Here is a 26135-nt window from a genome sequence, read left to right as displayed (position 1 = left end):
AAGAAGTTCCCCAAATTTTATAACTCACCCTGTGAAAAGCTATTACGATGCCATTCAAGTATGATGAGCCTTTCAAAGGCCGGGAAAGTTCAATTTGGATACTGGCTGGTTGCTATTGTGGGAAGTCAACGGTCTCGAAAACAAACGTTTATCAGGTATCCAGTGATTCACACAGCGAATTCAAATTCACAGTGTTCAAAAACTCTTCGGCGATGGTTGTCAGTTCCCTGGATCTGAGCACCAGGGCGTTACTGGCATTGAGGGCCTGCCGTAAGTAAGAATTCTCAACAGATCTCTCAAACCAGACAGACTTGTGGATTTTAGACATCATCGCATGCAGTTCAAGGGGTGATGATGGATCATGAGCGCCATAGTCCTTATGATGGTTAGCACGTATGGAAATATCGCCCCAACAGTAGGTTAAACGACCACCTTTCGAGTGTGTCACTCCATACAGGTAATGACTGAAGGCCTGCATAATCGCCTCCCAGTATTTTCCATGTAAATGACGCAAAACCCGATCGTCCTCATTCGACAACGCAAGGGACTTTATAATGGGCTGGTACTTGCTTTCGATATCATGCTTTTTTTGCTCACGTTCTTCTTGAGTCAGGCATTGCTCATTCAATGCCTTCAGAGCGTCCCGGAGTTGTTTTTCCATCGCCTCATATTGCTTGTATTGTTCCCATAACCGCTTCAAGTCCGGGCTATTCTCTGCTTTTACTTCCATCAGGGCTCTGATTTTCTTTTTGATGACTGTCTTTCCCCATGAAGGCTGTCCCAGGGTAATCACCGGACGGTGGTTTGCGTTGACCGAGATTAACTGCATAAATGCAGGTTCTTGCAGCAGCATTCGTTCTATATTCGGAACTCCCTCAGGTTCGTTCGTCCAGGTGTAGTCCAGGATTGAGCGGGCAATTTTATCTTCAAGGAATCGCGAAAACCCACCATGACAATGAGTGACGAACAGGGCATTATTTTCTTCCTTCAGGAAAAACTTATAAGTTGACTGCCAGCTCTGGCTGATTTTTTCCCCGGACAATACAGTCTGATACCACTTTTTCAGGCAATCAGTGGCTTGAACCTTCAGTTCATCAATGTTTCTCAGGCGCATTAATAACTGATAATGTTCATCGGCTTTCATAATCCCGTTATCATAAACCGGCGCTGGGTCCAGCCAACCCGATGCCAGGGCCTCACGGGCAAAGTGAATAACCGATGGTTTGGCCAAGTGACTGTTTTTCAGTATTTTTACGATTGAACGCAACCATTGGAGATGACTTGCATTGGCACGATTAATCACTATTGGATGGAGTAACTTGAGTTGTTTGGTGACCTGATCTTCATAGCTGTTGGACAATATTTGCACGACTGCCTCTGACATCGTATCGCGGTCAGGGTAGTCGCCATACTCCTCAGCACCGAGCAATTTCCCCATGTTATACCAGTATGCCTCTGTCTTTAGCGATGTAATAAGTGAGACGCCCATGGAAAAACTGGCTAAATCTTTCTCTTTCCAAAGGTTCTTTACAATGTTGAAAGGATGTAGATCTTTGTTTGCCAATGCCCCGAATGTCTCAATGGCTTTGTTCAGTGCTTCAAGGTTGATGCCAATGGCTTTAGACAGAGCTTGCTGTTGTGTCAAATCAGCTTCTTTCAGAAGACTCTTCAGGAGTTTCTTAATCTTGTTTGACTGAGTATTAAGATCAATGCCCCTGCTGATGGGCTGGAATTCAGATTTGATTTCTGTTACCCGTGCAGGCCCCCCGCCCAAATTTGCTGACTTCCAGGTTTGGCCCCCATCTTCGGAATACTCAGCAAAGCTGTGGATAAAGTTTGTAATGCTCCGACATGGAATCCCAAAATAACGACAAAAAGCGACAAAAACAGGTGTACGATGTTTGCAGTAACCTTGCCGCTGTGTTACCAGAAAGTGAAAGAAATTTTCGTCTCTCTCTGGTTTGGTTTTACCGGAAAACTGTTTGCAGTAGTCCTTGATCGCCTCAATGCGTTGCGACCTGTTTTCAGCCTTTGTGATTTTCAGCAAAGGCACCTGTATATCCGTTGGCTGCTGGTCGATGTTTTCAAACAGTTTGTCCAGTACGGCTTTCATCCCTTCTGAACAGCGGGTGTCAAAACCTGCTGGTTGGACTTTTTGGCCCGGTTCCCTGGACTCTACGACATAGGCAACCTTTATACTCTGGTTGGTTCTGTCCCCGGTAATAAACAGTTTGTGCAGCCCGGTATATCGATCCCTGACCAGGGTGTATGGCCAATCAGGTTCTGTGCGCAAGGCCACGATATAGTCGTCAGGCGTCAGGCTTGGCAATGCACATTGACCGTACTTTAATTGCATCTCAAAGGTTGCCAGCGTTTGATTTTTAGCTAATGTCACTGGCTGGTCATGCTCTGGTAACAGCTCAGGTGTGAGCAGTTCCATCCCCTGAAGGTACTTATCACCAATTTCGATCCTCTTGATATTGCCCCCAGCCGTTACAAATATATCCTGTACTCTAAGTCGATACATCTGGGAAGGAAGTTTCTCCGTTTTAAAAACTTTATAATCCCTAAGTTTTGACCCCGCCAGAGCCTCGTAGTTCGTTATTTGGTCCAATGCCCTGGTCTTTTTCTCTTCGACTTCCGGATCGTATTGTTCAAAAGCACTATCAGCTGATGCTTCCTTAATAAATTCGTACAGCGAATGGTTCGGCAGATTACTTATCTCACGCCAGAACGCTGGCCACCATTGAACTGCCTTGGCGTTCCATAACCTTATTCGCTTATCGGCCTCCTGAAGATAGGGCAGGGAAGTCGGCGTTTTCAGTGCCTGCTCCTCTTCTTTCGTCATGGAGAATACACTGTTGGCGTCCATGCCTGTCTGGCCAAACTCACGATCAAACCAGCTTTTCTGCCAGTGTCGGTACAGTGCCCGGGTGAGAACATTGTCCGACGCATCCGGCCTTAGGGAAAGTCCGGATGCCTGCCATTGGGTCTGAGTGACCCTTTTGATGATTTCTGTTTTGGCGTCCTCTTCACTCAGATCATCCTTAAAACAAATTTCGTGTTTTTTTACATCAATGCTGTTGCTATTACTGCTTCGTATCAACCAGGGACGACCAATGTCCGGTAACGTTTCGTAGAACCAACGGCTCAGTTTATCAGCAAGTACTCCTTCGCCCATGGCGGAACCGGATGATTTTGGCAGTTTCTGCAACGATATTTTGGCTGCCATCAGATAAAGCCGGTAGTGCTGATTGAGGTATTGATGAAGTGTTTTTTCGGTAAAATCACCCCCTCTGTCAACCGCCCTGGCGACATTCTGTAAATCAAGGCTGGTGGGCTGCAACGGCAGGTTTTTCCGTTGCAGGTAAGACCTTAAACGACAATGTTTCTCAGTCAGCTGTTTAGCCGCGTTTTTTCCTTGCGGGGTCTGAGGCAACACTTTTTCGGCAATGGCCTGCAATTCTTTCTGGTTATACTGCCGGATCGGCAAATGTCGGAAACGCCCTTTCAGCGCCGGTGAAAAGGGTTTTCGCCCGCTGTATTCAGGCGGGTTGACGGTAGCAAACAGGTGGAAACCCGGATGGGCGTCACCGGCCAGAATATCGTTCAGCTCACCTTCCAGATGCTGGCTGTCGATCAGATTCATTTCCGAAATAACTACGATGCCGCCCTCTATTTTTGCCTTCTGGATAGCCTCACACAGTCTGTCCCAGGAACAGTCACAGGCATTCAGGGGAAAGACTTCCGGCATGGATTCTCCCCGTTGCCTGGCCTGCTGTCTGACACTTTCAATCATCAGGTTCAGCGTGGCATCTTTACCCCGCCCGGCCGGACCTTCAATCAGCGTTGCCTGACGGCCGCCGTGTTTTCTGTCGTGATGATAAGCCTGCTGAGCGCGGCTTAGATCCTGTCCCAGCCCTTGCACCAGTTCAATGACTGCCAATCCGGAGGTATCAAACTCAGGTCGTATTTCTTTGGTCAATGTTCTGAAGTCCTGCAGCATATCGGGCAGGGTGTGGTTATGAACTTTGTCGCGCAGGGTGTTGTCCGGGTGGTAACGGGCTGCAAACCAGATTTCCAATGCCAAGAGGGCATCCTGTTGAGTCTCGCTGATTTCGGGACCCAGTAGATCCCGGAAACTTTGCTGGATCAAACCGTTGATTTGCTCAGGAGTCACACTGCCAACTGCGGGCCGCGCACGATCCAGATACCAGCCCACCCAACTGCAGATATCGGTTAAATCCCTGGGGGTAAACTCATGCTCGGGCAACAGCTCCTGGTAATAGTGCCAGAGTGCCATCACGCTTTTGCTGGCACTGTGTGCAATGTCGTTTATTTGGTGGCGTTGTAAGTGATTGAGCAAGGCTGGTTCCACTACTCTGTCCCGAAGGAAAGCCTGATCCAGACGTGGGTAATAAGCCCTGGGCAATTTCTCTTTCAGGGCCGGGTCCATTTGGCGCCCGGCGTAATGATCGGGGTTGCCAGTGAGAATCACCCGGTGTTTTTTGCTGACCCTGACAGGATGACCATTCACATAGATGCAGGGTTGCGGCTCCCATAAGCCATTCAATGACGCCAGCAATCCGGCCCTGGCCAGGTTGGCTTCATCCAGAATCAGGGTGATATATTTTCCTCCAGCATTGTCGGAAGGGGTACTGGCCCATTCCATCAGCGCCCGGTTTTGCTGTTCCATAGAACGGTCGCCATCGGCATGCTGTTGCCACTGCCAGCGTTTCATCAGGGTTTGTTCACTGTCAGAAGGTCCAAGAGAAATGATTGAAGCCTGTCCGGAAGCCTCTGCCATCCGGGCGGAAAAATAGCTTTTCCCGGTGCCGGTTTCCCCCTGCAGGAATAGGACGGGAGAGTCCGCAAAGCGTTCATGGAGTCGGGATAATCGACGGCTTTCACGATCCTGCTGACTCATCTCGCCGTAATAAAGATCCCGGGCCAGTGCTGACAGGGGCTTATCAGAGGAACCTTGCCATTCCAGTGATTCAGACAGTCGATGTTCTATGCGCTCAATACCCTCTGCGTCAGAATTCGCTGTTCTGGCACTATGAAAACAATCGCTGGCCAGAGAGTGAATGACATCGGATCGGGTCTGCTCTGATGGCACATATAACTGCCAGCCAGACGTCAGTGCATCCTGCAAACGTTTAATCTGCCGTGTTGGTCTTATGGTTAACGGATGATATGGCCTGACTTTCGACTCTGTGACTTCCAACTGATACGCCATTGCAGGTCGTTGTTTTTCAGGCGTATGGGCCAGGATCATGTTACAGAGCCTGTCCAGGGCTTCTTTTTCATTATGTTTTGGAAATGGTCTTTTATAGGACAGTTGTAGTCCTTCAAATGGTTGTTCCGCAGAGAACGAAAATTGCCCGTCGTTAAAGAATGCCGGGTCAAAGGCTCTGGCCAGTTGCCACAGGTTCTGCTGCAAAAATGTTCTATCCAACCGCTGGGAGCTATTGATGATGGCATTTAACCGGTCCGGGTCTACCCAGGCGGCTTGATGCTTATCCGGTTTCTCATGAGCATCCGGCAGTAGCTGCCAACAGGCCACCTTGACAAAATCACGCACTGACGGATTCTGTCTGGCACCATGGGTGATGACGCTGTCGATGGCTTTGCGCCAGTGCCGAGGCAGGAGCTGTGGAGACCGGTCAACCTGCTGTGCCCGCCGGGTAGCCAGTATCAGGTTATTTAACAGCCCTTCGGTCATTTCAGGCAAAGGGTTACAAAGGTCGTCAGGTACGGTTTTAAACGCTTCGTAGAGTTCATGAAGCGCTTTTTCTGGTAGCTCAGCCCGTGGGATACCATATTTGGAGGCACTGATAGTCCAAAGATCGACTTCAGGACACGGACTGCCCGTGGCAACCATTGAACGAAATATGGGAGATGGGCTTTCCACAGACTCAGGCCAGAGAATTGTGATGTGAGCCTTTGGGTACTCCTGTAATTGGCCATTGACCAGCAGAGTTTGCCCGACAAACAGGGATTCCAACTGTTGCTGAAGTGTTGGATTGCTTTCCAGCCCCCGGAAGACAACCGGCTTGCCAGCGATTAATGCCTCCTGCAATTCACTTTGGTGACGTCCAAAATACGCCTTTTGTTCCGAGGTGATACGGATATTATCAAACAACTGGCTGCAACGGGTCTGCTCATTGACCTGAATGACCAAAGGAGCTTCCTCTTGATGATTGAGCCAATCACTTGCCTCAGCAGGTTGCTGATAAGTGACGGTATTGATGGTATTAAGGGTGGCGTGATGACTAATTTTTTCTTGTAGTATGGACAGTGATGAGTGCTCATCTTTTTTTGTCAATCCCAGGGCTTTTGGCTGCTTGATTGGATGAGCTACCTGAAGTTGCGGCTTCAGGCCTGTGGTCTCGCGAATAGTCTGCAACGAACCCAGCAAACGAAACCAATGAACCTCAGTGAGTGGAGAGGTTACGGTGACAGTATCACCTGCCTGAACTTGTTCCAACAGGGAGGTATTAGGGACTGCATAGCCTTCCGGGGCAATGGCAATCGGGTTCAGCCAATCGCTGATATTACTCTGGTTGATGATGATCGGATTTCCTGGTGCATCACCAGAGCAGGACAGACTTTGGAACAGTGAATAAAGCTCGTCCTTCCCTACCGGCGTCTGATAAAACTGAACACCGTCCGGTAACGAGCAAATCTTCCCGTTGCTCTCAAAGCATTGTTGCGCCAGCATCTGACGAATCGTCTGTTCAAAGGCCAGGTCCTGCCAGTTGGCTCCTTTCAAAATCACACGTTGTCCGGCTCGCAGAGACTCAAGTTTGCCGGGGATGTGCTGGATTTGCCCTTGTTGATTCACGCCAGGACCGCCCAGTAGCAACTGTCGCCAGTGACTGTGTAAGTGGCAGTCGATAAGAACGGTATTGTCGTCATCCATAGCACTTTCGGCAGAGGGGAGTTCAGCCAATAACGGAGGAACCTTGTCGATCTCCGCTGGGTCGTCGCCGGTCTGTGCGTCGAACTGCCAGGTATTGCCCGGTCGATTGATTCGCCGCCAGAAATCAGCGCCCGGTGCGCCGGCCGCCGGAGCGCCGACCGCAGGTGCCTCGTCATGTTGGCCAACCGAGGCCAATTGTCCAGGGGCCGCCAGGACCAGCAGAGAAACATGCGCTCCCAGGGGGCGTTTCTTCCGGCTGACTTTGTCATAAAGGCAGGGGTTATCCGGGTCCAGCAGATCGTTAAATTTTGGCAGATCCTCGCTGGTGAGTTTTCGGATATCCATTACCAGGGTCAATGGCTGTGAACCTTCAAAGAGCTTGCCTGAGCGCAAAGTGTGGCGACCCTCTTCGGAAATGCTCAAGCGGCTCACCAGATTAGCCTGTGAGAGGTCATTGGGGTGGGAAATAAGGGTGACATCGCGATTTTCATCGCAGGTCTGGGCAACTAAAAGTTGTCGAATCTCATCATCACTGGTGACAAAACGAAAATCGAAGGCATGAGCGGCCTTCTGGAGCGGGGAATCTGTTGAGGATACCCTTCTCGCCTTGTCGGGCAAAGCAATGGCAGGTGACGATAGACTGAGTTGGGCTGTTACGTCACAGACCTCTGCTACCGGAGGTGAATCCTGTCTTGCTTTTTTGGCTGGCACGCTGCGATCAGGCTCTGCGCTCTTAAAAAAAGGCCTCCTTATTTTCCCATCAATCCGACCATCCATAGTCAATCTCTCTCCCTACTGCTATTTGAAGGACTGCATTGAAATTAATTGTTTAATGATTGGACTTTAGAACGGGATTAAAGTTCCATTTGGAGAATTATTCGTTGCCATTGAGGGATGTCACCGATCTCGAAAAACTCATCATGATCAATCGTTTATCACGTATCCAATGATTCACACAGCGAGTTCAAATTCACAGTGTTCAAAAACTCTTCGGCAATGGTTGTCAGCTCGTCGGATTTCAGCACCAGAGCGTCACTGGCATTGAGTGCCTGCCGTAAGTAAGAATTCTCAATAGATTTCTCAAAACTATCAGGACCTATAGGACCTATGATTCTAGACATCATTGCATACAGTTCATGGGGTGAAGATGGATCATGAGCGCCATAGTCCTTATGATGGTTAGCATGTATGGAAATTTTGCCCCAACAATGTGTTAAACGACCACCCTTCGAGTGTGTCACTCCATACAGGTAATGACTGAAGGCCTGCTCAATCGCCCGGCAGCATTTCATATGTAAATCATGCAAAAGCCAAAAGTCACTGGGTGACAACTTAAGGGACTTTATAATGGGCTGGTACTTGCTTTCGATATCATGCTTTTTTTGCTCACGTTCTTCTTGAGTCAGGCATTGCTCATTCAATGCCTTCAGAGCGTCCCGGAGTTGTTTTTCCATCGCCTCATATTGCTTGTATTGTTCCCATAACCGCTTCAAGTCCGGGCTATTCTCTGCTTTTACTTCCATCAGGGCTCTGTGTTTTTTATTGAAGACTGTGACTCCCCACGAAGGCCGCCCCAGGGTAATCACAGGACGGTGGTTTGCGTTGACCGAGGTTAACTGCATAAATGCAGGTTCTTGCAGCAACATTCGTTCTATATTCGGAACTCCCTCAGGTACGTCTGTCCAGTTGTAGTCCAGGATTGAGCGGGCAATTTTATCTTCAAGGAATCGCGAAAACCCACCATGAGAATGAGTGACTAACAGGGCACTATTTTCTTCCCTCATGAAAAGCTCATAACTTAACTGCCATCTCTCGCTGATTTTTTCCCCGGACAACACAGTCCGATACCACTTTTTCAGGCAATTAGTGGCTTGAGCCTTCAGTTCATCGATGTCTCTCAGGCGCATTAATAACTGATAATGTTCATCGGCTCCCATAATCGCGTTATCATAAACCGGCACTGGGTCCAGCCAACCCGATGCCAGGGCCTCACGGGCAAAGTGAATAACCGATGGTTTGGCCAAGTGACTGTTTTTCAGTATTTTTACGATTGAACGCAACCATTGGAGATGACTTGCATTGGCACGATTAATCACTATTGGATGGAGTAACTTGAGTTGTTTGGTGACCTGATCTTCATCGCTGTTGGACAATATTTGCACGACTGCCTCTGACATCGTATCGCGGTCAGGGTAGTCGCCATACTCCTCAGCACCGAGCAATTTCCCCATGTTATACCAGTATGCCTCTGTCTTTAGCGATGTAATAAGTGAGACGCCCATGGAAAAACTGGCTAAATCTTTCTCTTTCCAAAGGTTCTTTACAATGTTGAAAGGACTTAGATCTTTGTTTGCCAATGCCCCGAATGTCTCAATGGCTTTGTTCAGTGCTTCAAGGTTGATGCCAATGGCTTTAGACAGAGCTTGCTGTTGTGTTAAATCAGCTTCTTTCAGAAGACTCTTCAGGAGTTTCTTAATCTTGTTTGACTGAGTATTAAGATCAATGCCCCTGCTGATGGGCTGGAATTCAGATTTGATTTCTGTTACCCGTGCAGGCCCCCCGCCCAAATTTGCTGACTTCCAGGTTTGGCCCCCATCTTCGGAATACTCAGCAAAGCTGTGGATAAAGTTTGTAATGCTCCGACATGGAATCCCAAAATAACGACAAAAAGCGACAAAAACAGGTGTACGATGTTTACAGTAACCTTGCCGCTGTGTTACCAGAAAGTGAAAGAAATTTTCGTCTCTCTCTGGTTTGGTTTTACCGGAAAACTGTTTGCAATAGTCCTTGATCGCCTCAATGCGTTGCGACCTGTTTTCAGCCTTTATGATTTTCAGCAAAGGCACCTGTATTTCCGTTGGCTGCTGCTCGATGTTTTCAAACAGTTTGTCCAGTACGGCTTTCATCCCTTCTGAACAGCGGGTGTCAAAACCTGCTGGTTGGACTTTTTGGCCCGGTTCCCTGGACTCTACGACATAGGCAACCTTTATACTCTGGTTGGTTCTGTCCCCGGTAATAAACAGTTTGTGCAGCCCGGTATATCGATCCCTGACCAGGGTGTATGGCCAATCAGGTTCTATGCGCAAGGCCACGATATAGTCGTCAGGCGTCAGGCTTGGCAATGCACATTGACCGTACTTTAATTGCATCTCAAAGGTTGCCAGGGTTTGATTTTTAGCTAATGTCACCGGCTGGTCATGCTCTGGTAACAGCTCAGGTGTGAGCAGTTCCATCCCCTGAAGGTACTTATCACCAATTTCGATCCTCTTGATATTGCCCCCAGCCGTTACAAATATATCCTGTACTCTAAGTCGATACATCTGGGAAGGAAGTTTCTCCGTTTTAAAAACTTTATAATCCCTAAGTTTTGACCCCGCCAGAGCCTCGTAGTTCGTTATCTGGTCCAATGCCCTGGTCTTTTTCTCTTCGACTTCCGGATCGTATTGTTCAAAAGCACTATCAGCTGATGCTTCCTTAATAAATTCGTGCAGCGAATGGTTCGGCAGATTACTTATCTCACGCCAGAACGCTGGCCACCATTGAACTGCCTTGGCGTTCCATAACCTTATTCGCTTATCGGCCTCCTGAAGATAGGGCAGGGAAGCCGGCGTTTTCAGTGCCTGCTCCTCTTCTTTCGTCATGGAGAATACACTGTTGGCGTCCATGCCTGTCTGGCCAAACTCACGATCAAACCAGCTTTTCTGCCAGTGTCGGTACAGTGCCCGGGTGAGAACATTGTCCGACGCATCCGGCCTTAGGGAAAGTCCGGATGCCTGCCATTGGGTCTGAGTGACCCTTTTGATGATTTCTGTTTTGGCGTCCTCTTCACTCAGATCATCCTTAAAACAAATTTCGTGTTTTTTTACATCAATGCTGTTGCTATTACTGCTTCGTATCAACCAGGGACGACCAATGTCCGGTAACGTTTCGTAGAACCAACGGCTCAGTTTATCAGCAAGTACTCCTTCGCCCATGGCGGAACCGGATGATTTTGGCAGTTTCTGCAACGATATTTTGGCTGCCATCAGATAAAGCCGGTAGTGCTGATTGAGGTATTGATGAAGTGTTTTTTCGGTAAAATCACCCCCTCTGTCTAAAGCCCTGGCGACATTCTGTAAATCAAGGCTGGTGGGCTGCAACGGCAGGTTTTTCCGTTGCAGGTAAGCCCTTAAACGACAATGTTTCTCAGTCAGTTGTTTAGCCGCGTTTTTTCCTTGCGGGGTCTGAGGCAACACTTTTTCGGCAATGGTCTGCAATTCTTTCTGGTTATACTGCCGGATCGGCAAATGTCGGAAACGCCCTTTCAGCGCCGGTGACAAGGGTTTTCGCCCGCTGTATTCAGGCGGGTTGACGGTAGCAAACAGGTGGAAACCCGGATGGGCGTCACCGGCCAGAATATCGTTCAACTCACCTTCCAGATGCTGGCTGTCGATCAGATTCATTTCCGAAATAACTACGATGCCGCCCTCTACTTTTGCTTTCTGTATAGCCTCACACAGTCTGTCCCAGGAACAGTCACAGGCATTCAGGGGAAAGACTTCCGGCATGGATTCTCCCCGTTGCCTGGCCTGCTGTCTGACACTTTCAATCACCAGGTTCAGCGTGGCATCTTTACCCCGCCCGGCCGGACCTTCAATCAGCGTTGCCTGACGGCCGCCGTGTTTTCTGTCGTGATGATAAGCCTGCTGAGCGCGGCTTAGATCCTGTCCCAGCCCTTGCACCAGTTCAATGACTGCCAATCCGGAGGTATCAAACTCAGGTCGTATTTCTTTGGTCAATGTTCTGAAGTCCTGCAGCATATCGGGCAGGGTGTGGTTATGAACTTTGTCGCGCAGGGTGTTGTCCGGGTGGTAACGGGCTGCAAACCAGATTTCCAATGCCAAGAGGGCATCCTGTTGAGTCTCGCTGATTTCGGGACCCAGTAGATCCCGGAAACTTTGCTGGATCAAACCGTTGATTTGCTCAGGAGTCACACTGCCAACTGCGGGCCGCGCACGATCCAGATACCAGCCCACCCAACTGCAGATATCGGTTAAATCCCTGGGGGTAAACTCATGCTCGGGCAACAGCTCCTGGTAATAGTGCCAGAGTGCCATCACGCTTTTGCTGGCACTGTGTGCAATGTCGTTTATTTGGTGGCGTTGTAAGTGATTGAGCAAGGCTGGTTCCACTACTCTGTCCCGAAGGAAAGCCTGATCCAGAGGTGGGTAGTAAGCCCTGGGCAATTTCTCTTTCAGGGCCGGGTCCATTTGGCGCCCGGCGTAATGATCGGGGTTGCCAGTGAGAATCACCCGGTGTTTTTTGCTGACCCTGACAGGATGACCATTCACATAGATGCAGGGTTGCGGCTCCCATAAGCCATTCAATGACGCCAGCAATCCGGCCCTGGCCAGGTTGGCTTCATCCAGAATCAGGGTGATATATTTTCCTCCAGCATTGTCGGAAGGGGTACTGGCCCATTCCATCAGCGCCCGGTTTTGCTGTTCCATAGAACGGTCGCCATCGGCATGCTGTTGCCACTGCCAGCGTTTCATCAGGGTTTGTTCGCTGTCAGAAGGTCCAAGAGAAATGATTGAAGCCTGTCCGGAAGCCTCTGCCATCCGGGCGGAAAAATAGCTTTTCCCGGTGCCGGTTTCCCCCTGCAGGAATAGGACGGGAGAGTCCGCAAAGCGTTCATGGAGTCGGGATAATCGACGGCTTTCACGATCCTGCTGATTCATCTTGCCGTAATAAAGATCCCGGGCCAGTGCTGACAGGGGCTTATCAGAGGAACCTTGCCATTCCAGTGATTCAGACAGTCGATGTTCTATGCGCTCGATACCCTCTGCGTCAGAATTCGCTGTTCTGGCACTATGAAAACAATCGCTGGCCAGAGAGTGAATGACATCGGATCGGGTCTGCTCTGATGGCACATATAACTGCCAGCCAGACGTCAGTGCATCCTGCAAACGTTTAATCTGCCGTGTTGGTCTTATGGTTAACGGATGATATGGCCTGACTTTCGACTCTGTGACTTCCAACTGATACGCCATTGCAGGTCGTTGTTTTTCAGGCGTATGGGCCAGGATCATGTTACAGAGCCTGTCCAGGGCTTCTTTTTCATTATGTTTTGGAAATGGTCTTTTATAGGACAGTTGTAGTCCTTCAAATGGTTGTTCCGCAGAGAACGAAAATTGCCCGTCGTTAAAGAATGCCGGGTCAAAGGCTCTGGCCAGTTGCCACAGGTTCTGCTGCAAAAATGTTCTATCCAACCGCCGGGAGCTATTGATGATGGCATTTAACCGGTCCGGGTCTACCCAGGCGGCTTGATGCTTATCCGGTTTCTCATGAGCATCCGGCAGTAGCTGCCAACAGGCCACCTTGACAAAATCACGCACTGACGGATTCTGTCTGGCACCATGGGTGATGACGCTGTCGATGGCTTTGCGCCAGTGCCGAGGCAGGAGCTGTGGAGACCGGTCAACCTGCTGTGCCCGCCGGGTAGCCAGTATCAGGTTATTTAACAGCCCTTCGGTCATTTCAGGCAAAGGGTTACAAAGGTCGTCAGGTACGGTTTTAAACGCTTCGTAGAGTTCATGAAGCGCTTTTTCTGGTAGCTCAGCCCGTGGGATACCATATTTGGAGGCACTGATAGTCCAAAGATCGACTTCAGGACACGGACTGCCCGTGGCAACCATTGAACGAAATATGGGAGATGGGCTTTCCACAGACTCAGGCCAGAGAATTGTGATGTGAGCCTTTGGGTACTCCTGTAATTGGCCATTGACCAGCAGAGTTTGCCCAACAAACAGAGATTCCAACTGTTGCTGAAGTGTTGGATTGCTTTCCAGCCCCCGGAAGACAACCGGCCTGCCAGCATTTAATGCCTTCTGCAATTCACTTTGGTGACGTCCAAAATACGCCTTTTGTTCCGAGGTGATATGGATATTATCAAACAACTGGCTGCAACGGGTCTGCCCATTGACCCGAATGACCAAAGGAGCTTCCTTTTGATGATTGAGCCAATCACTTGCTTCAGCAGGTTGCTGATAAGTGACGGTATTGATGGTATTAAGGGCGGCGTGATGACTAATTTTTTCTTGTAGTCCAGACAGTGAGTGCTCATCTTTTTTTGTCAATCCCAGGGCTTTTGGCTGCTTGATTGAATGAGCCACCTGAAGTTGCGGCTCCAGGCCTGTGGTCTCGCGAATAGTCTGCAACGAACCCAGCAAACGGAACCAAAGAACTTCATTGAGTGGAGAGGTTACGGTGACTGTATCACCTGCCTTAACTTGTTCCAACATAGAGGTATTAGGAACTGCATAGCCTTCCGGGGCAATGGCAATCGGGTTCAGCCAATCGCTGATATTACTCTGGTTGATGATGATCGTATTTCCTGGTGCCTGCTCTTTATCAGCTCCTTTATCAATTCCTTTGTCATCGTCTTTGTTATAAGAGTGGAACAGGCCCAGGAACAGTGAATGAAGCTCGTCGTCCGCTACCGGCGTCTGATAAAACTGAACATTGTCGGGTAACTGACAGATCTTCCCGTTGCTTTCAAAACATTGTTGCGCCAGCATCTGACGAATCGTCTGTTCAAAGGCCAGGTCCTGCCAGTTGGCTCCTTTCAAAATCACACGTTGTCCGGCTCGCAGAGACTCAAGTTTGCCGGGGATGTGCTGGATTTGCCCTTGTTGATTCACGCCAGGACCGCCCAGTAGCAACTGTCGCCAGTGACTGTGTAAGTGGCAGTCGATAAGAACGGTATTGTCGTCATCCATAGCACTTTCGGCAGAGGGGAGTTCAGCCAATAACGGAGGAACCTTGTCGATCTCCGCTGGGTCGTCGCCGGTCTGTGCGTCGAACTGCCAGGTATTGCCCGGTCGATTGATTCGCCGCCAGAAATCAGCGCCCGGTGCGCCGACCGCAGGTGCCTCGTCATGTTGGCCAACCGAGGCCAATTGTCCAGGTGCCGCCAGGACCAGCAGAGAAACATGCGCTCCCAGGGGGCGTTTCTTCCGGCTGACTTTGTCATACAGGCAGGGGTTATCCGGGTCCAGCAGATCGTTAAATTTTGGCAGGTCCTCGCTGGTGAGTTTTCGGATATCCATCACCAGGGTTAATGGCTGTGAACCTTCAAAGAGCTTGCCTGAGCGCAAAGTGTGGCGACCCTCTTCGGAAATACTCAAGCGGCTCACCAGATTAGCCTGTGAGAGCTCATCGGGGTGGGAAATAAGGGTGACATCGCGATTTTCATCGCTGGTTTGGGCAACTAAAAGTTGTCGAATCTCATCATCACTGGCGACAAAACGAAAATCGAAGGCATGAGTGGCCTTCTGGACCGGGGAATCTTTTGAGGATACCGTTCTCGCCTTGTCGGGCAAAGCAATGGCAGGTGACGATAGGCTGAGTTGGGCTGTTACGTCACAGACCTCTGCTACCGAAGGTGAATCCTGTCTTGCTTTTTTGGCTGGCACGCTGCGATCAGGCTCTGCGCTCTTAAAAAAAGGCCTCTTTATTTTCCCATCAATCCGACCATCCATAGTCAATCTCTCTCCCTACTGCTATTTGAAGGACTGCATTGAAATTAATTGTTTAATGATTGGACTTTAGAACGGGATTAAAGTTCCATTTGGAGAATTATTCGTTGCCATTGAGGGATGTCACCGATCTCGAAAAACTCATCATGACCAAACCATGATCAGGTATCCAGTGACTCGTAAATCGAATTCAAATTCACGCTGCTCAAAAACTCTCTGGCAATGGTTGTCAGCTCATCGGATTTGAGTACCAGCGCATGACTGGCATAACATGCCTGCCGCAAGTAGTCAGCCTGAAGCGATTTCTGAAACTCGCAAGAGCTCTCAATGACAGACATCATGGCGTGCAGCTCTTCTGGTGAGGATGGCTCATGAGCGCCGTAGTTGTTTTCCTCCGAGTATCCATATACTCGGGCATTGCCCCAGCAATAGGTTAAGCAACCGCCTTTCGAATGTGTTATTCCGTAAAGATAATGACTGAAGGCCTGCTGAAGAGCTTCCCTGCATTTGTTTTTTAAATTTCTCACTTTTATGTTCCACTCAGGCGCCCCGATGATAATCACCGGAAGGTGGTTAGCCTTGCCCGGGATGAACTTTGGAAATGCCGGATGATGCACCAGCATTCGTTCTATATTCGGAATGCCCTCAGGTTCGTCCGTCCAGGCTTTCTGCATAGATAAGCTGAGAATGTTCTTTTCCAGAGATGGCGAGAAACCATCATGGCCATGAGTGACAAAAAAGGTATTAGCATTTACTGCCTGGAAGCTTCTATAAGGCATCCGCCATATCTGGCTATTGTTTCCTCTGGACAAAAATTGCTTATACCACTTTTTCAGGCAGTGGCTGGCTTTAACCTTGAGTTCATCAACACTGTTCAGAAGCGCCAACAGCTGATGGTGTTCATGGGCCTCTATAATATGGCCTGCGTAGGTTGGCAGTGGATCCAGCCAACCCTGTGACAGGGCTTCCCGGGCAAAGTCAATCACCGAACGTTTGGTCAGGTTACTGTTTTGCAGAATATGCACTATTGAACTCAACCACTCGAGAGGGTTTGCGCCACCCTGAACAACCGCTCTTGAGTGCAATAACTTGAGTTGTTCAGTGACCTGACCTCCATCACTGTCAGACAGGATTTGTTGGACTGCCTCCGACATCGGTTTATATTTCTGTCCACTGTCGTCATAGACATCACCCACCATTTGCATCTCGCCAACGCCCAATGCTTTTGTCTCCAGCAAAAATATTGAGACACCCATGAAAAATCCCGTTAAATCTTTTCTTCCCCAAAGGTTCTTTACCATTTCGAGAGTGCTTAGATGGATTTCTGGCAATTCACAGTCTGTCTTGAGGGTTTGGTTCAGTTCCTCAAGATTCATACCAAAGGCTTCAGCCAGAGTTTGCTGTTGTGCTAAATCAGCACCCTCCAGGAGCCCCTGCAAGATATCCCTGGTCTTTCTTAACTCAGTGCCAGAACCACCGACCCTTTTTGTCAGCTGAAAACCAGAGGAGACTTCTTTTGCCTCGAAGGGTGCCCCGCCCAAATCCACTGACTTCCAGGTTTGGCCTCCATCCATGGAGCACTCTGCAAAGGCGTGGATACGATTGGTTATTTGCCGGCATGGAATCCCGAAGTAACGACAAAAAGCGATAAAAACAGGCACACGATGACGACAGCTACCCTGCCGCTCTGTTACCAGGAATTGAAAGAAGTTTTCATTCTCTTCTGGTATTGCAGTACCGGAAAACTCCAGGCAATAGTCTCTGATCGCCTCAATGCGTTGCGTTGTTTTTGTAGCGTTTTTTATTCTCTGCAAAGGTACCTGTACTTTGGATGGTTGTTGATTAATATGCGTTAACACTTCCTTCAGTACTTGTTCCATACCTTCTGAACAGCGGGCGTCAAAACGTCCTGATGCTTCTGACCGTGCTTCTGCAGCAGATGTTTTTTCGCCCGGTTCCCGGTGTTCTACGATATAAGCAAATTGAATGTTCTGACTGGCTTCGGCCTCTGCAACAGACAGCGTATGAAGCCCGGTATATCGGTCCCTGACCAGGGTAAATCGTAATTCGGGCTCTGTGCGCAGGGCCACGATATAGTCGTCAGGCGTCAGGCTGGGTAAGGCATATCGACTATTGTTTGATGACATCTCAAAGGTTGCCAGCGTTTGGTTTCTGGCTAATGTCACTGGCTGGTCACGCCCTGGTAAACGCGCCGGTGAAAGGACTTCGGCCCCCTGCAATTGTTGATCATTAATACTGATCTTTTTGACATCGCCCTCAGCAGACACGCAAATATCTTCTGCCCACCATCGATAAATACCGGGGAAATGGTTCGGCCTGTCAAAAATAATTTGATATTCACGTTGTGGCTCCCCCTCGTTCTCGTAGTTCGTTATCTGGTCCAATGCCGGAGCCTTTTTCTCATGGGCTTCCGGTATGTACTTTTCAGGTGCCTTATCACTGCCAGTAAAAACGGATGCCTGGTTGATAAAATCGCCTACCAGATGGTTCAGCAGATCACTGATCTGATGCCAGAACGCCGGCCACCATTGGACTTTATCGGCTTTCCACTCCTTTATCCGCTGATCAACCGCCTGAAGATAGGGCTGGTTAGTCAACATTTTCAGCGTTTGTTGCTGTTCTTCCGTCAGGGGAAATACGCTGTTAGCGTCCACGCCCGTCCGGCCAAAATCACCAGCAAACCAGCGTTGCTGCCAGAGCCGGTATATTGCCCCGGTGAGAATATCGTCCGACTCGTCCGGCTTCAGGGAAAGACCGGATGCCTGCCACCTGGCCTGAGCCACCTCCCTGATGATCTCCGTTTTTGCTTGCTCTTCAGTTGGACAAGCCTTAAAACGAATTTCATGGTGTTTTTCATCAATAGCGCTGCGATCACTGCGTCGTATTAACCACGGCCGATGAATGCCCGATACCGTTTCATTGAACCAATGGCAAAGTCCGGAATCAAATTCACTTTTCCCCATGGCAATAGCCGAAGACTCGGGCAGTTCCTCCAGCGCCAGGTTGACGGCCATCAGATAAAGCCGGTAGTGCTGATTAAGACATTGATGAACGGCTTTTTCGGTAAAATCGCCTCCTCTGAAGACAGCCCTGGCAACATTCTGTAAATCAAGGCTGGTGGGCTGCAAGGGCAGGTTTTTCTGTTGCAGGTGAGCCCTTAAAAGACAATGTTTTTCTGTTAGCTTGTTGGCGACGAATGTCCCTTCTGAGGACTTTGGCAACACTTTTTCGGCAATGGTCTGCAATTCGGTCGGGTTATACTGTCGGATCGGCAAATGTCGAAAACGTCCTTTCAGCGCTGGTGATAAGGGTTTTCGCCCGCTGTACTCAGGTGGGTTGATGGTGGCAAACAGGTGGAAACCCGGATGGGCGTCACCAGCCAGAATATCGTTTAACTCGCCTTCCAGATGCTGGCTATCGATCAGATTCATTTCCGAAATCACCACGATGGCGCCCTGGATTCTTGCCGTCTGGATCTTTTCACACAGTTTCTCCCAGGAACAATCACAGGCATTCAGGAGCAAGACTTCCGGCATGGATTCTTGCTGTTGTTTAGCCTGCCGTTTGACGCTTTCAATCACCAGGTTGAGAGTGACATCCTTGCCCCGACCCGCCGGGCCTTGAATCAGGGTCGCCTGACGGCCGTCGTGTTTTCTGTCGTGATGATAAGCTTGCTGACAGCGGCTTAAATCCTGCCAAAGCCGTTGCACCAGATCAATGACTGCCGATCCGCAGGTATCAAACTCAGGTCGGATTTCTTTGGTCAGTGTTCTGAAGCCCTGCAGCATATCTGGCAGGGTGTGGTTATGAACCCTGTCGCGTAGGGTATGGTCCGGGTGGTAGCAGGCAGCAAACCAGATTTCCAGTGCCGAGAGGGCATCCTGCTGAGTCTCGTTGATTTCGGGACCCAACACATCCCGAAAACTTTGTTGGATCAAACTGTTCACTTGCTCGCAGCTGGCACTGTCGTCTTCGGATAACGCACGATCCAGATACCAACCCACCCAGCTGCAGATGTCGGTTAAATCCCTGGGGGTAAACTCATGGTCTGGCAACAGCTCCTGATAATATTGCCAGAGTGCCATCACACTCTTGGTGGCACTGTGGGCAATGTCGTTTATTTGATGCCGTTGCAACTGATTGAGCAAAGCTGGTTCCACTACTCTGTCTCGAAGGAAAGCCTGATCCAGGCGTGGGTAATAAGCTCTGGGCAGTTTCTCTTTCAGGGCCGGGTCCATTTGGCGCCCGGTGTAATGATCCGGGTTGCCGGTGAGAATCACCCGGTGTTTTTCGCTGACCCTGACAGGATGACCATTCACATAGATGCAGGGTTGCGGTTCCCATAAGCCGTTCAATGATGCCAGTAATCCGGTTTTGGTGAGGTTAGCCTCATCCAGAACCAGGGTGATGTATTCTCCGTCTTTTTTGTCAGGTTCGGTATTGGCCCATTCCATCAACGCCCGGTTTTGCTGCACCATAGAGCGGTCGCCGTCGGCGTGTTGTTGCCACTGCCAGCGTTTCATCAGGGTCTGTTCGCTATCAGAAGGTCCAAGGGAAATGACTGAAGCTTGTCCCGAAGCCCTGGCCATTTTGGCAGAAAAGTAACTTTTCCCGGTGCCGGTTTCTCCCTGCAGGAATATAACGGGAGAATCCTTAAGCCGGTCGTGGAGTCGGGACAGTCGACGGCTTTCACGATCCCGCTGACTCATCTCGCCGTGATAAAGACCCAGGGCCAGTGCTGACCAGGACGTATCAGCGGAACCTCGCCATTTCAGTGATTCAGCCAGCCGATGTTCAATGCGTTCAATGCCTTCTGCCTCAGAATTCGCTGTTCTGGCTATATGAAAACAATCGCTGGCTAGCGCGTGAATGACATCGGATCGCGTCTGCACTAATGGCAAAAGTAACTGCCAGCCAGAAGCCAGTGCATCTTGCAAACGTCTAATTTGTCTTGATGGCCTGATGGCCAACGGTGGATGTTGTTTCGCTGTCTCCGGATCGACTTTCAACTGATACGCCATGGCCTGACGATGCTCTTCAGGCCCGTGGGCCACGATCAGGGCGCAGAGTTTGTCGAGAGCTTCTTTTTTACCCCACCTTGGAAGTGGATTTTCATAGGATAGTAGTAACCCTTTAGATTTAGTGCCCTTGAATATTGTCGGGTCAGTGGCTCTGGCCAGTGGCCACAGGTTCTGCTCCAAAAACGCTCTATCTAACTGCGGGGCACTGTTGATGATGGTCATTAACTGATCCGGGTCTACCGAGGGAGGGTGATCCTTATTCGGCTTCTTATCCGGTAACAAATACCAGCAAGCCACTTTCATAAAGTCCCTGACGAGCGGATTCTGCCGGGTGCCATGGGTGATGACGCTATTAACGGCCCTGCGCCAGTGGCGGGGTAAAAGCGTTGAGGACTGATCAACCTGTTGTGCCCGACGGGCAGCCAGTATCAGGTTATTCAACAACTCTTCGGTCATTTCAGGCAGAGGATTACAAAGGTCGGCAGGGACGGTTTTAAACGCTTGGTAAAGATTATTAAGCGCTTGTTTAGGCAGCTCAGCCCGGGGGATTTCATGCTTGTCGGCATTGATAGCCCAGAGATCGACCTCAGGACAGGGTTTACCCTTGGCGACCAGCGAATGCAAGACCGGAGACGTACTTTTCGCAGACTCAGGCCAGAGTAAGGTGACATCAGCCTGTGGGTAGGCTTGCAATTGACCGTTCACCAACAGAGGTTGCCCAATAACCAGTGGCTCCAGAAGCTGCTGAAGCCTTGGATTACGCTCGAGTCCCCGGAATACAACCGGTTTGCCAGCGGTCAATGCCTCCTGCAATTTACTCTGACGTCGTCCAAAATGCGCCTGTTGTTCCGAGGTGATATGGGTATTATCAAATAGCTGGCTGAAGCCGGTCTGTTCGCTGACCTGAATGACCAAAGGAGATCTCTGCTGATTATTTAGCCAATGACTTGTTTGAGCATGTCGCCGATAAGTGACGGCATTGAAGGTAGCGTGATCTGTGATTGGATGTTCATCGCTTTCTGCCAATCCCAGTGCTTTCGGCTGCCGTCTTGAATCAGCCACCTGAAGTCGGGGCTCCAGATCTGTCGTCTCGCAAATCGTCTGCAGTGAACCCAGCAAACGAAACCAGAGTGCCTCAGTGAGGGGGGACGTTACGGTGACTACACCACCTGCCCGAATTTGTTCCAACAGACAGGTATTTGGGACTGAATAGCCTCCAGGGGTAATGGCAATCGGGCTAAGCCACTCCCTGATATTATTCTGGTTAATGATGATCGGGTTTCCTGGTGTTTGCTCTTTATCATCTTCTTTATTGTTCGAATGAGACAGACTTTGGAACAGTGAATGAAGCTCTTCATTCCCTAACGGCATCCGATAAAACTGAACATCGTCGGGTAATGGACAGATCTTCCCGTTGCTCTCAAAGCACTGTTGCTGGAGCATCTGTCGAACCGTCTGCTCGAAGGCCAGATCCTGCCAGTCGGCCCCTTTCAGAATCACCCGTTGTCCGGCCTTCAATAACTCAAGCTTGCCGGGGATGTGTCGGATTCGCCCTTGTTGGTCCACTCCAGGGCCACCCAGCAGCAACTGCCGGCAGTTGCTGTGCAAGTGGCAGTTAATAAGAAGGGTATTTTCGTCATCCGTAGCACCTTCAGCAGCCGGGAGTTCAGCCAATACCTGAACCTCGTTGATATCCATCAATGAGGCATTGCCGGTCTTTTCGTTGAGCTGCCAGGTATTGCCCGGTCGATTAATTCGCCGCCAGAAATCAGCGCCCGGTGCGTCGGCCGCCGGAGCGCCGGCCGCCGGTGCCTCTTCATGCTGGCCAACCGATGCCAACTGTGCGCGATCTGCCAGAACCAGCAGAGCAACATGCTTGCCCAGAGGACGTTTTTTCTGGCTGACTTTGTCGTATAGACAGGGATTATCCGGGTCCAGCAGATCGTTCAATTTGGGCAGTTCTACGCCGGTAAGCTTTCGGATATCGATCACCAGGGTCAATGGCTGCGAGCCTTCAAAAAGCTTGCCTGAATGCAGAGTGTGGCGACCATCACCGGACAGGCTCAACCGGCTCACCAGATTAGCCTGTAAGAGGTCATCAGGATGGGAAATAAGAGAGACATCCCGGCCTTCATCACAGGTCTGGGCGATTAAAAGCTGTCGAACCTCATCATCATTGGCGACAAAACGAAAATCGAAGGAATAAGGGGACTTTAGCAGCGAGGAGTCCGTTAAGGATACAGTTCTTGCTTTGTCAGGCAATATCTCCGAAGATGGCGATATCTTCAGTTTGGATTCTATTTCGGAGCAGATTCCTACACCCTTTTCCTTCGATGACAAATCCCGCGTTGCTCTCTTGGCTGTTACACGACTATCAGGCTCTTGACTCTCAAGAACCGGTTTGGGTAGTTTCCCATCAATCCGGGCATCCATAGTCCATCTCTCTCCTGACATCTGAAAGACTGTATTTAAAATGTTTTAAGTACTCAGGCATACGGAATCGAATATTTCTGGCTTATTGGGCAGGTGCTCTGCAAGGCGCAACGACGGGATAGCAAGCTATGTGACCAGAGTTGCAACACAGCACGAATGCATGGATGCAGGAGCTAGAGCAACGCAGGAGCAGTTGCCGCGAGTGCCTGAACAATGAGTCAGAAAATATGATTTCGTATGGTTGAGTACTTATGATATGACCTTCGAAGTGGACGAAAGTTTCATTCGGATATTTAGCCTTGGCTATTGAAGATGCCGGGGCGGTAACACAAAACGTGAGTGTCAGCGGTTTCCGGACTCTTTGTGAGCAGTGGGAAAAAGATCTTGTCAGCTTTATTCTCCGTTAAATAATATTTCTTCAGTGCAGTTGATTAATAATTAAATCGCTACTACTTTTGGGTGCATGTCGATTGGATGTCTGTAAAATTCATTTGACAAGGTAGCTTGAACCTTATCCATAACAGCGAGTGTTGCGCTCGTTGCGGATTTAATCAAGAGTAGTACTTACTGAGGATATCTTTTTAGTACTGGGATGTTGAAGGATTGATGACCCTTGGAGCCTCAAATTTTGGGTATTGAAAATGAGCTTTCAGCAGCATAGCGTCAGGAAAAACTGAACGAAAATTATTCGTTATAACATGGAAAGTGGATTAACACTCAATCTTTATAAATGAACTATGAAAACATTAGTATTTTTATTCTCCTTATCCTTGGTTGCTTTGCACGTTCAGGCTTTTGGTTCTACTTCTCTTGATTATCAGGCGGCTCTTATTCCGGGTGTTGCTGGAAAATTATTTTCCCAAATACTTCCTCTTGAAAGAAACAGCGCTGAAAAATCGCTAATGAATGCTTTTAAGAAAAAAGTTATAGCTGATCTTAAAGGCTGGAAAGACCCCTTTCTTGAAAGCAAGACAAATAAAGCGACAAAAGAGTTCCAGGAACTCGATCGCAAAAAAAGTACAGGTGTTTCTAAAAAAGAAAAGGATAGTTTTTACCAGTTGGCCTATGGCAAAAATCAGGCTGGCAATAGTGCTCATGTCTTGAGTGCTTTTTTATCTTTATTAATCGATACTGCTAACAATGTTTCTTTGAGAGGTAATACAGGTGATATACACGGAATTGTCAGCCTCGGTAATTCAAATGAAAAGGGAGCAGCGGGTGGCAAAGGTGATCGGTTGCCTGAAAAAAACGGAAGATCAGCCAAGGATCAAAGCCAGGAAGCATTAACGCAATTTAAACCAGGCAAGCGCAAGAGGAAAAAGGAAAAAGAACTTGATTTTGAGGTGCAGGACTTATCACCTCGAGATGCAGCCAAGCACTTCCTGAATACCGTTAATCAACTTGCGAGGGAACATAATATATCCATCAAAAGAATAATCGGGAATAATAAGTGTAAGGGTTCTGGTTATATATATTTCAGCGATGGTAGTTACATTACTAGCAGTGCGAATGTTGAAGAGATATTTGTAGATTTTATATTGTTTACGGAAGGGTTGTTAAGAGATCAGAAGTTTGTTTATAGTGATGAAGCCGATAAATATCGTTCCGGTCAAAAAATTACTAATAACCAAGTGGAACTAATAGATTCAATTTTTTCAGAAATGTTTGCTCGGAAAGATAAACAGTTGTCAGATAGAAATCATTCATATCGTCGCTATTATCTTCGTGAATTACTATCCGATTACCTTTATGAGAATTACAGAGGCTTTGGCGATGTTGGTGGCTATCAGGCAGTTGGGCATGCGACATTTCCATTCTTTGAAAAGATGCTTTTTGGGGAAGGCTATTTTTCAGAATTTGCTGCTTTTATGAGTTTTACTGATCAATATAAGGTAGAAATTATTACAGAGTTAAATAAGAGTTTCAGCTTTATAGATTGCAAGAATGAAATTATCGCTGTCCTTAGAGGTAATGACAAACTCAGAATGGCTTTTAATGAAGAGGTCATGGCGGGGGAGTTTAATAGACGCTGGTTAGATATTCTTGATGATATGTTTCAAGAAAAACCAGACTCAGTCGGACAGGCTCTTCTACCTGATAATCCCATTAATCTCAAATTTGGTGAAGAGTTGGAATATGATTTGGTTTCTAAAGAAGAAGATCAATGGGGCGGGCCAAGTTACTATTATCTTACGAAAGTAGATAAATATATGAAAAAATTAGGAGCCAATAAGGAAACTGATTATGATCCTAAGAGGTACACTTTTGATGGTCATTTCTATGTAGCCCCTTTTGTAGATTTTAAAAAATGGCTTGAGGTGAATTGTACGCCCTACCATGATGGTGACGCTGGTGCGGAAAAATGCTTTAAAAAAGTATTTAAACTCGTTGACTTAATGATTAAAGATGGCTTTATAGATCATGCCTCCGGTCACAAGCATGTAGATGCACTCTCTGCTACCCATGGCAACCCCGGCGTTCTACTGGAATTACAGAGGGAGATTGAGAGCAATCCTTATCTAACCAGAGCATTCGGTAATAATGACCGAATTGTTAAAAAAGATGAGGGTCAATGGTACAAATTGTTTTCTGACTATGCTGCTTTGAGAAGCCTGGCAATTGAACGGATGAATTGGATGATTGCTACGTATAATGAGAAGTTGGCTGGTGTAAATTATGGAGAGGGGATTGCTTATTGGCTAACGGATTCAGAGAAATTGGAAAAGCTTAAACAGTTCTCAAAATTATACAGTCATTTTGTGCAATTGGCTCCTTTACAAAACATGTTTGGTGAAGTTGGTGATGTGTTTTTAGATAAATATATGGCTGTATCTTTGTTGCACATTCCAGGAACTGAGATAATTGATCCTTATGGAACAATAGAGTTTCGCTTTTTCCGTTGTCCAGAAAATATGCAGGAATTAAAATTGATTAATCAGTTTTTAAAAGCCTTGTTCGAATATATCCACGAGCGTCGAATGCGAAATGAGCCGATTGAGTCTGTACCTGACGACATTAAAGCCAGCAAAGATTACACTCCTGAAGAAGTTCTTCATCATACTGTTGAATACTTGCAAAAACTGGGACTGAACCCCGCTGACTATCAAAGCTTTCTGAATAAAGTATCCAAGGATATGTGATCATAAAATGGCGGGTTTGATAGCCCAGCGCAGCCCTAACCTCTATGCAAGCTTCCTGATAATGCGAAATGTTAGC

General features: G+C 48.4%; 4 protein-coding genes. 1 reads left to right on the top strand and 3 read right to left on the bottom strand.

The features are described 5' to 3' along the window. Nucleotides 1–151: 151 nt before the first annotated feature. From ACOMG9_RS20755 to ACOMG9_RS20745, 3 genes are all read right to left on the bottom strand, one after another. Nucleotides 152–7702, bottom strand: a complete 7551-nt coding sequence (locus ACOMG9_RS20755) for an AAA family ATPase (RefSeq protein ID WP_494529328.1) — start codon at nucleotides 7700–7702, stop codon at nucleotides 152–154. A gap of 158 nt (nucleotides 7703–7860) precedes the next feature. Next, entirely contained in the window at nucleotides 7861–15447 is a 7587-nt protein-coding gene (locus tag ACOMG9_RS20750) for an AAA family ATPase (protein WP_494529327.1), read from the bottom strand. A gap of 158 nt (nucleotides 15448–15605) precedes the next feature. Further along, complete coding sequence (locus ACOMG9_RS20745) at nucleotides 15606–22919, bottom strand: AAA family ATPase (protein WP_494529326.1); 7314 nt, start codon at nucleotides 22917–22919, stop codon at nucleotides 15606–15608. 737 nt (nucleotides 22920–23656) lie between these two features. On the opposite strand from ACOMG9_RS20745, the gene ACOMG9_RS20740 reads away from it, so the two are divergent. Continuing rightward, entirely contained in the window at nucleotides 23657–26059 is a 2403-nt protein-coding gene (locus tag ACOMG9_RS20740) for a hypothetical protein (RefSeq protein WP_448218279.1), read from the top strand. Nucleotides 26060–26135 lie beyond the last annotated feature (76 nt).

The organism is Endozoicomonas sp. PH6C (genome assembly GCF_059322965.1).
The sequence above is the reverse complement of the archived record's forward strand: the minus strand, read 5'-3'. Positions and strand labels throughout refer to the sequence as shown.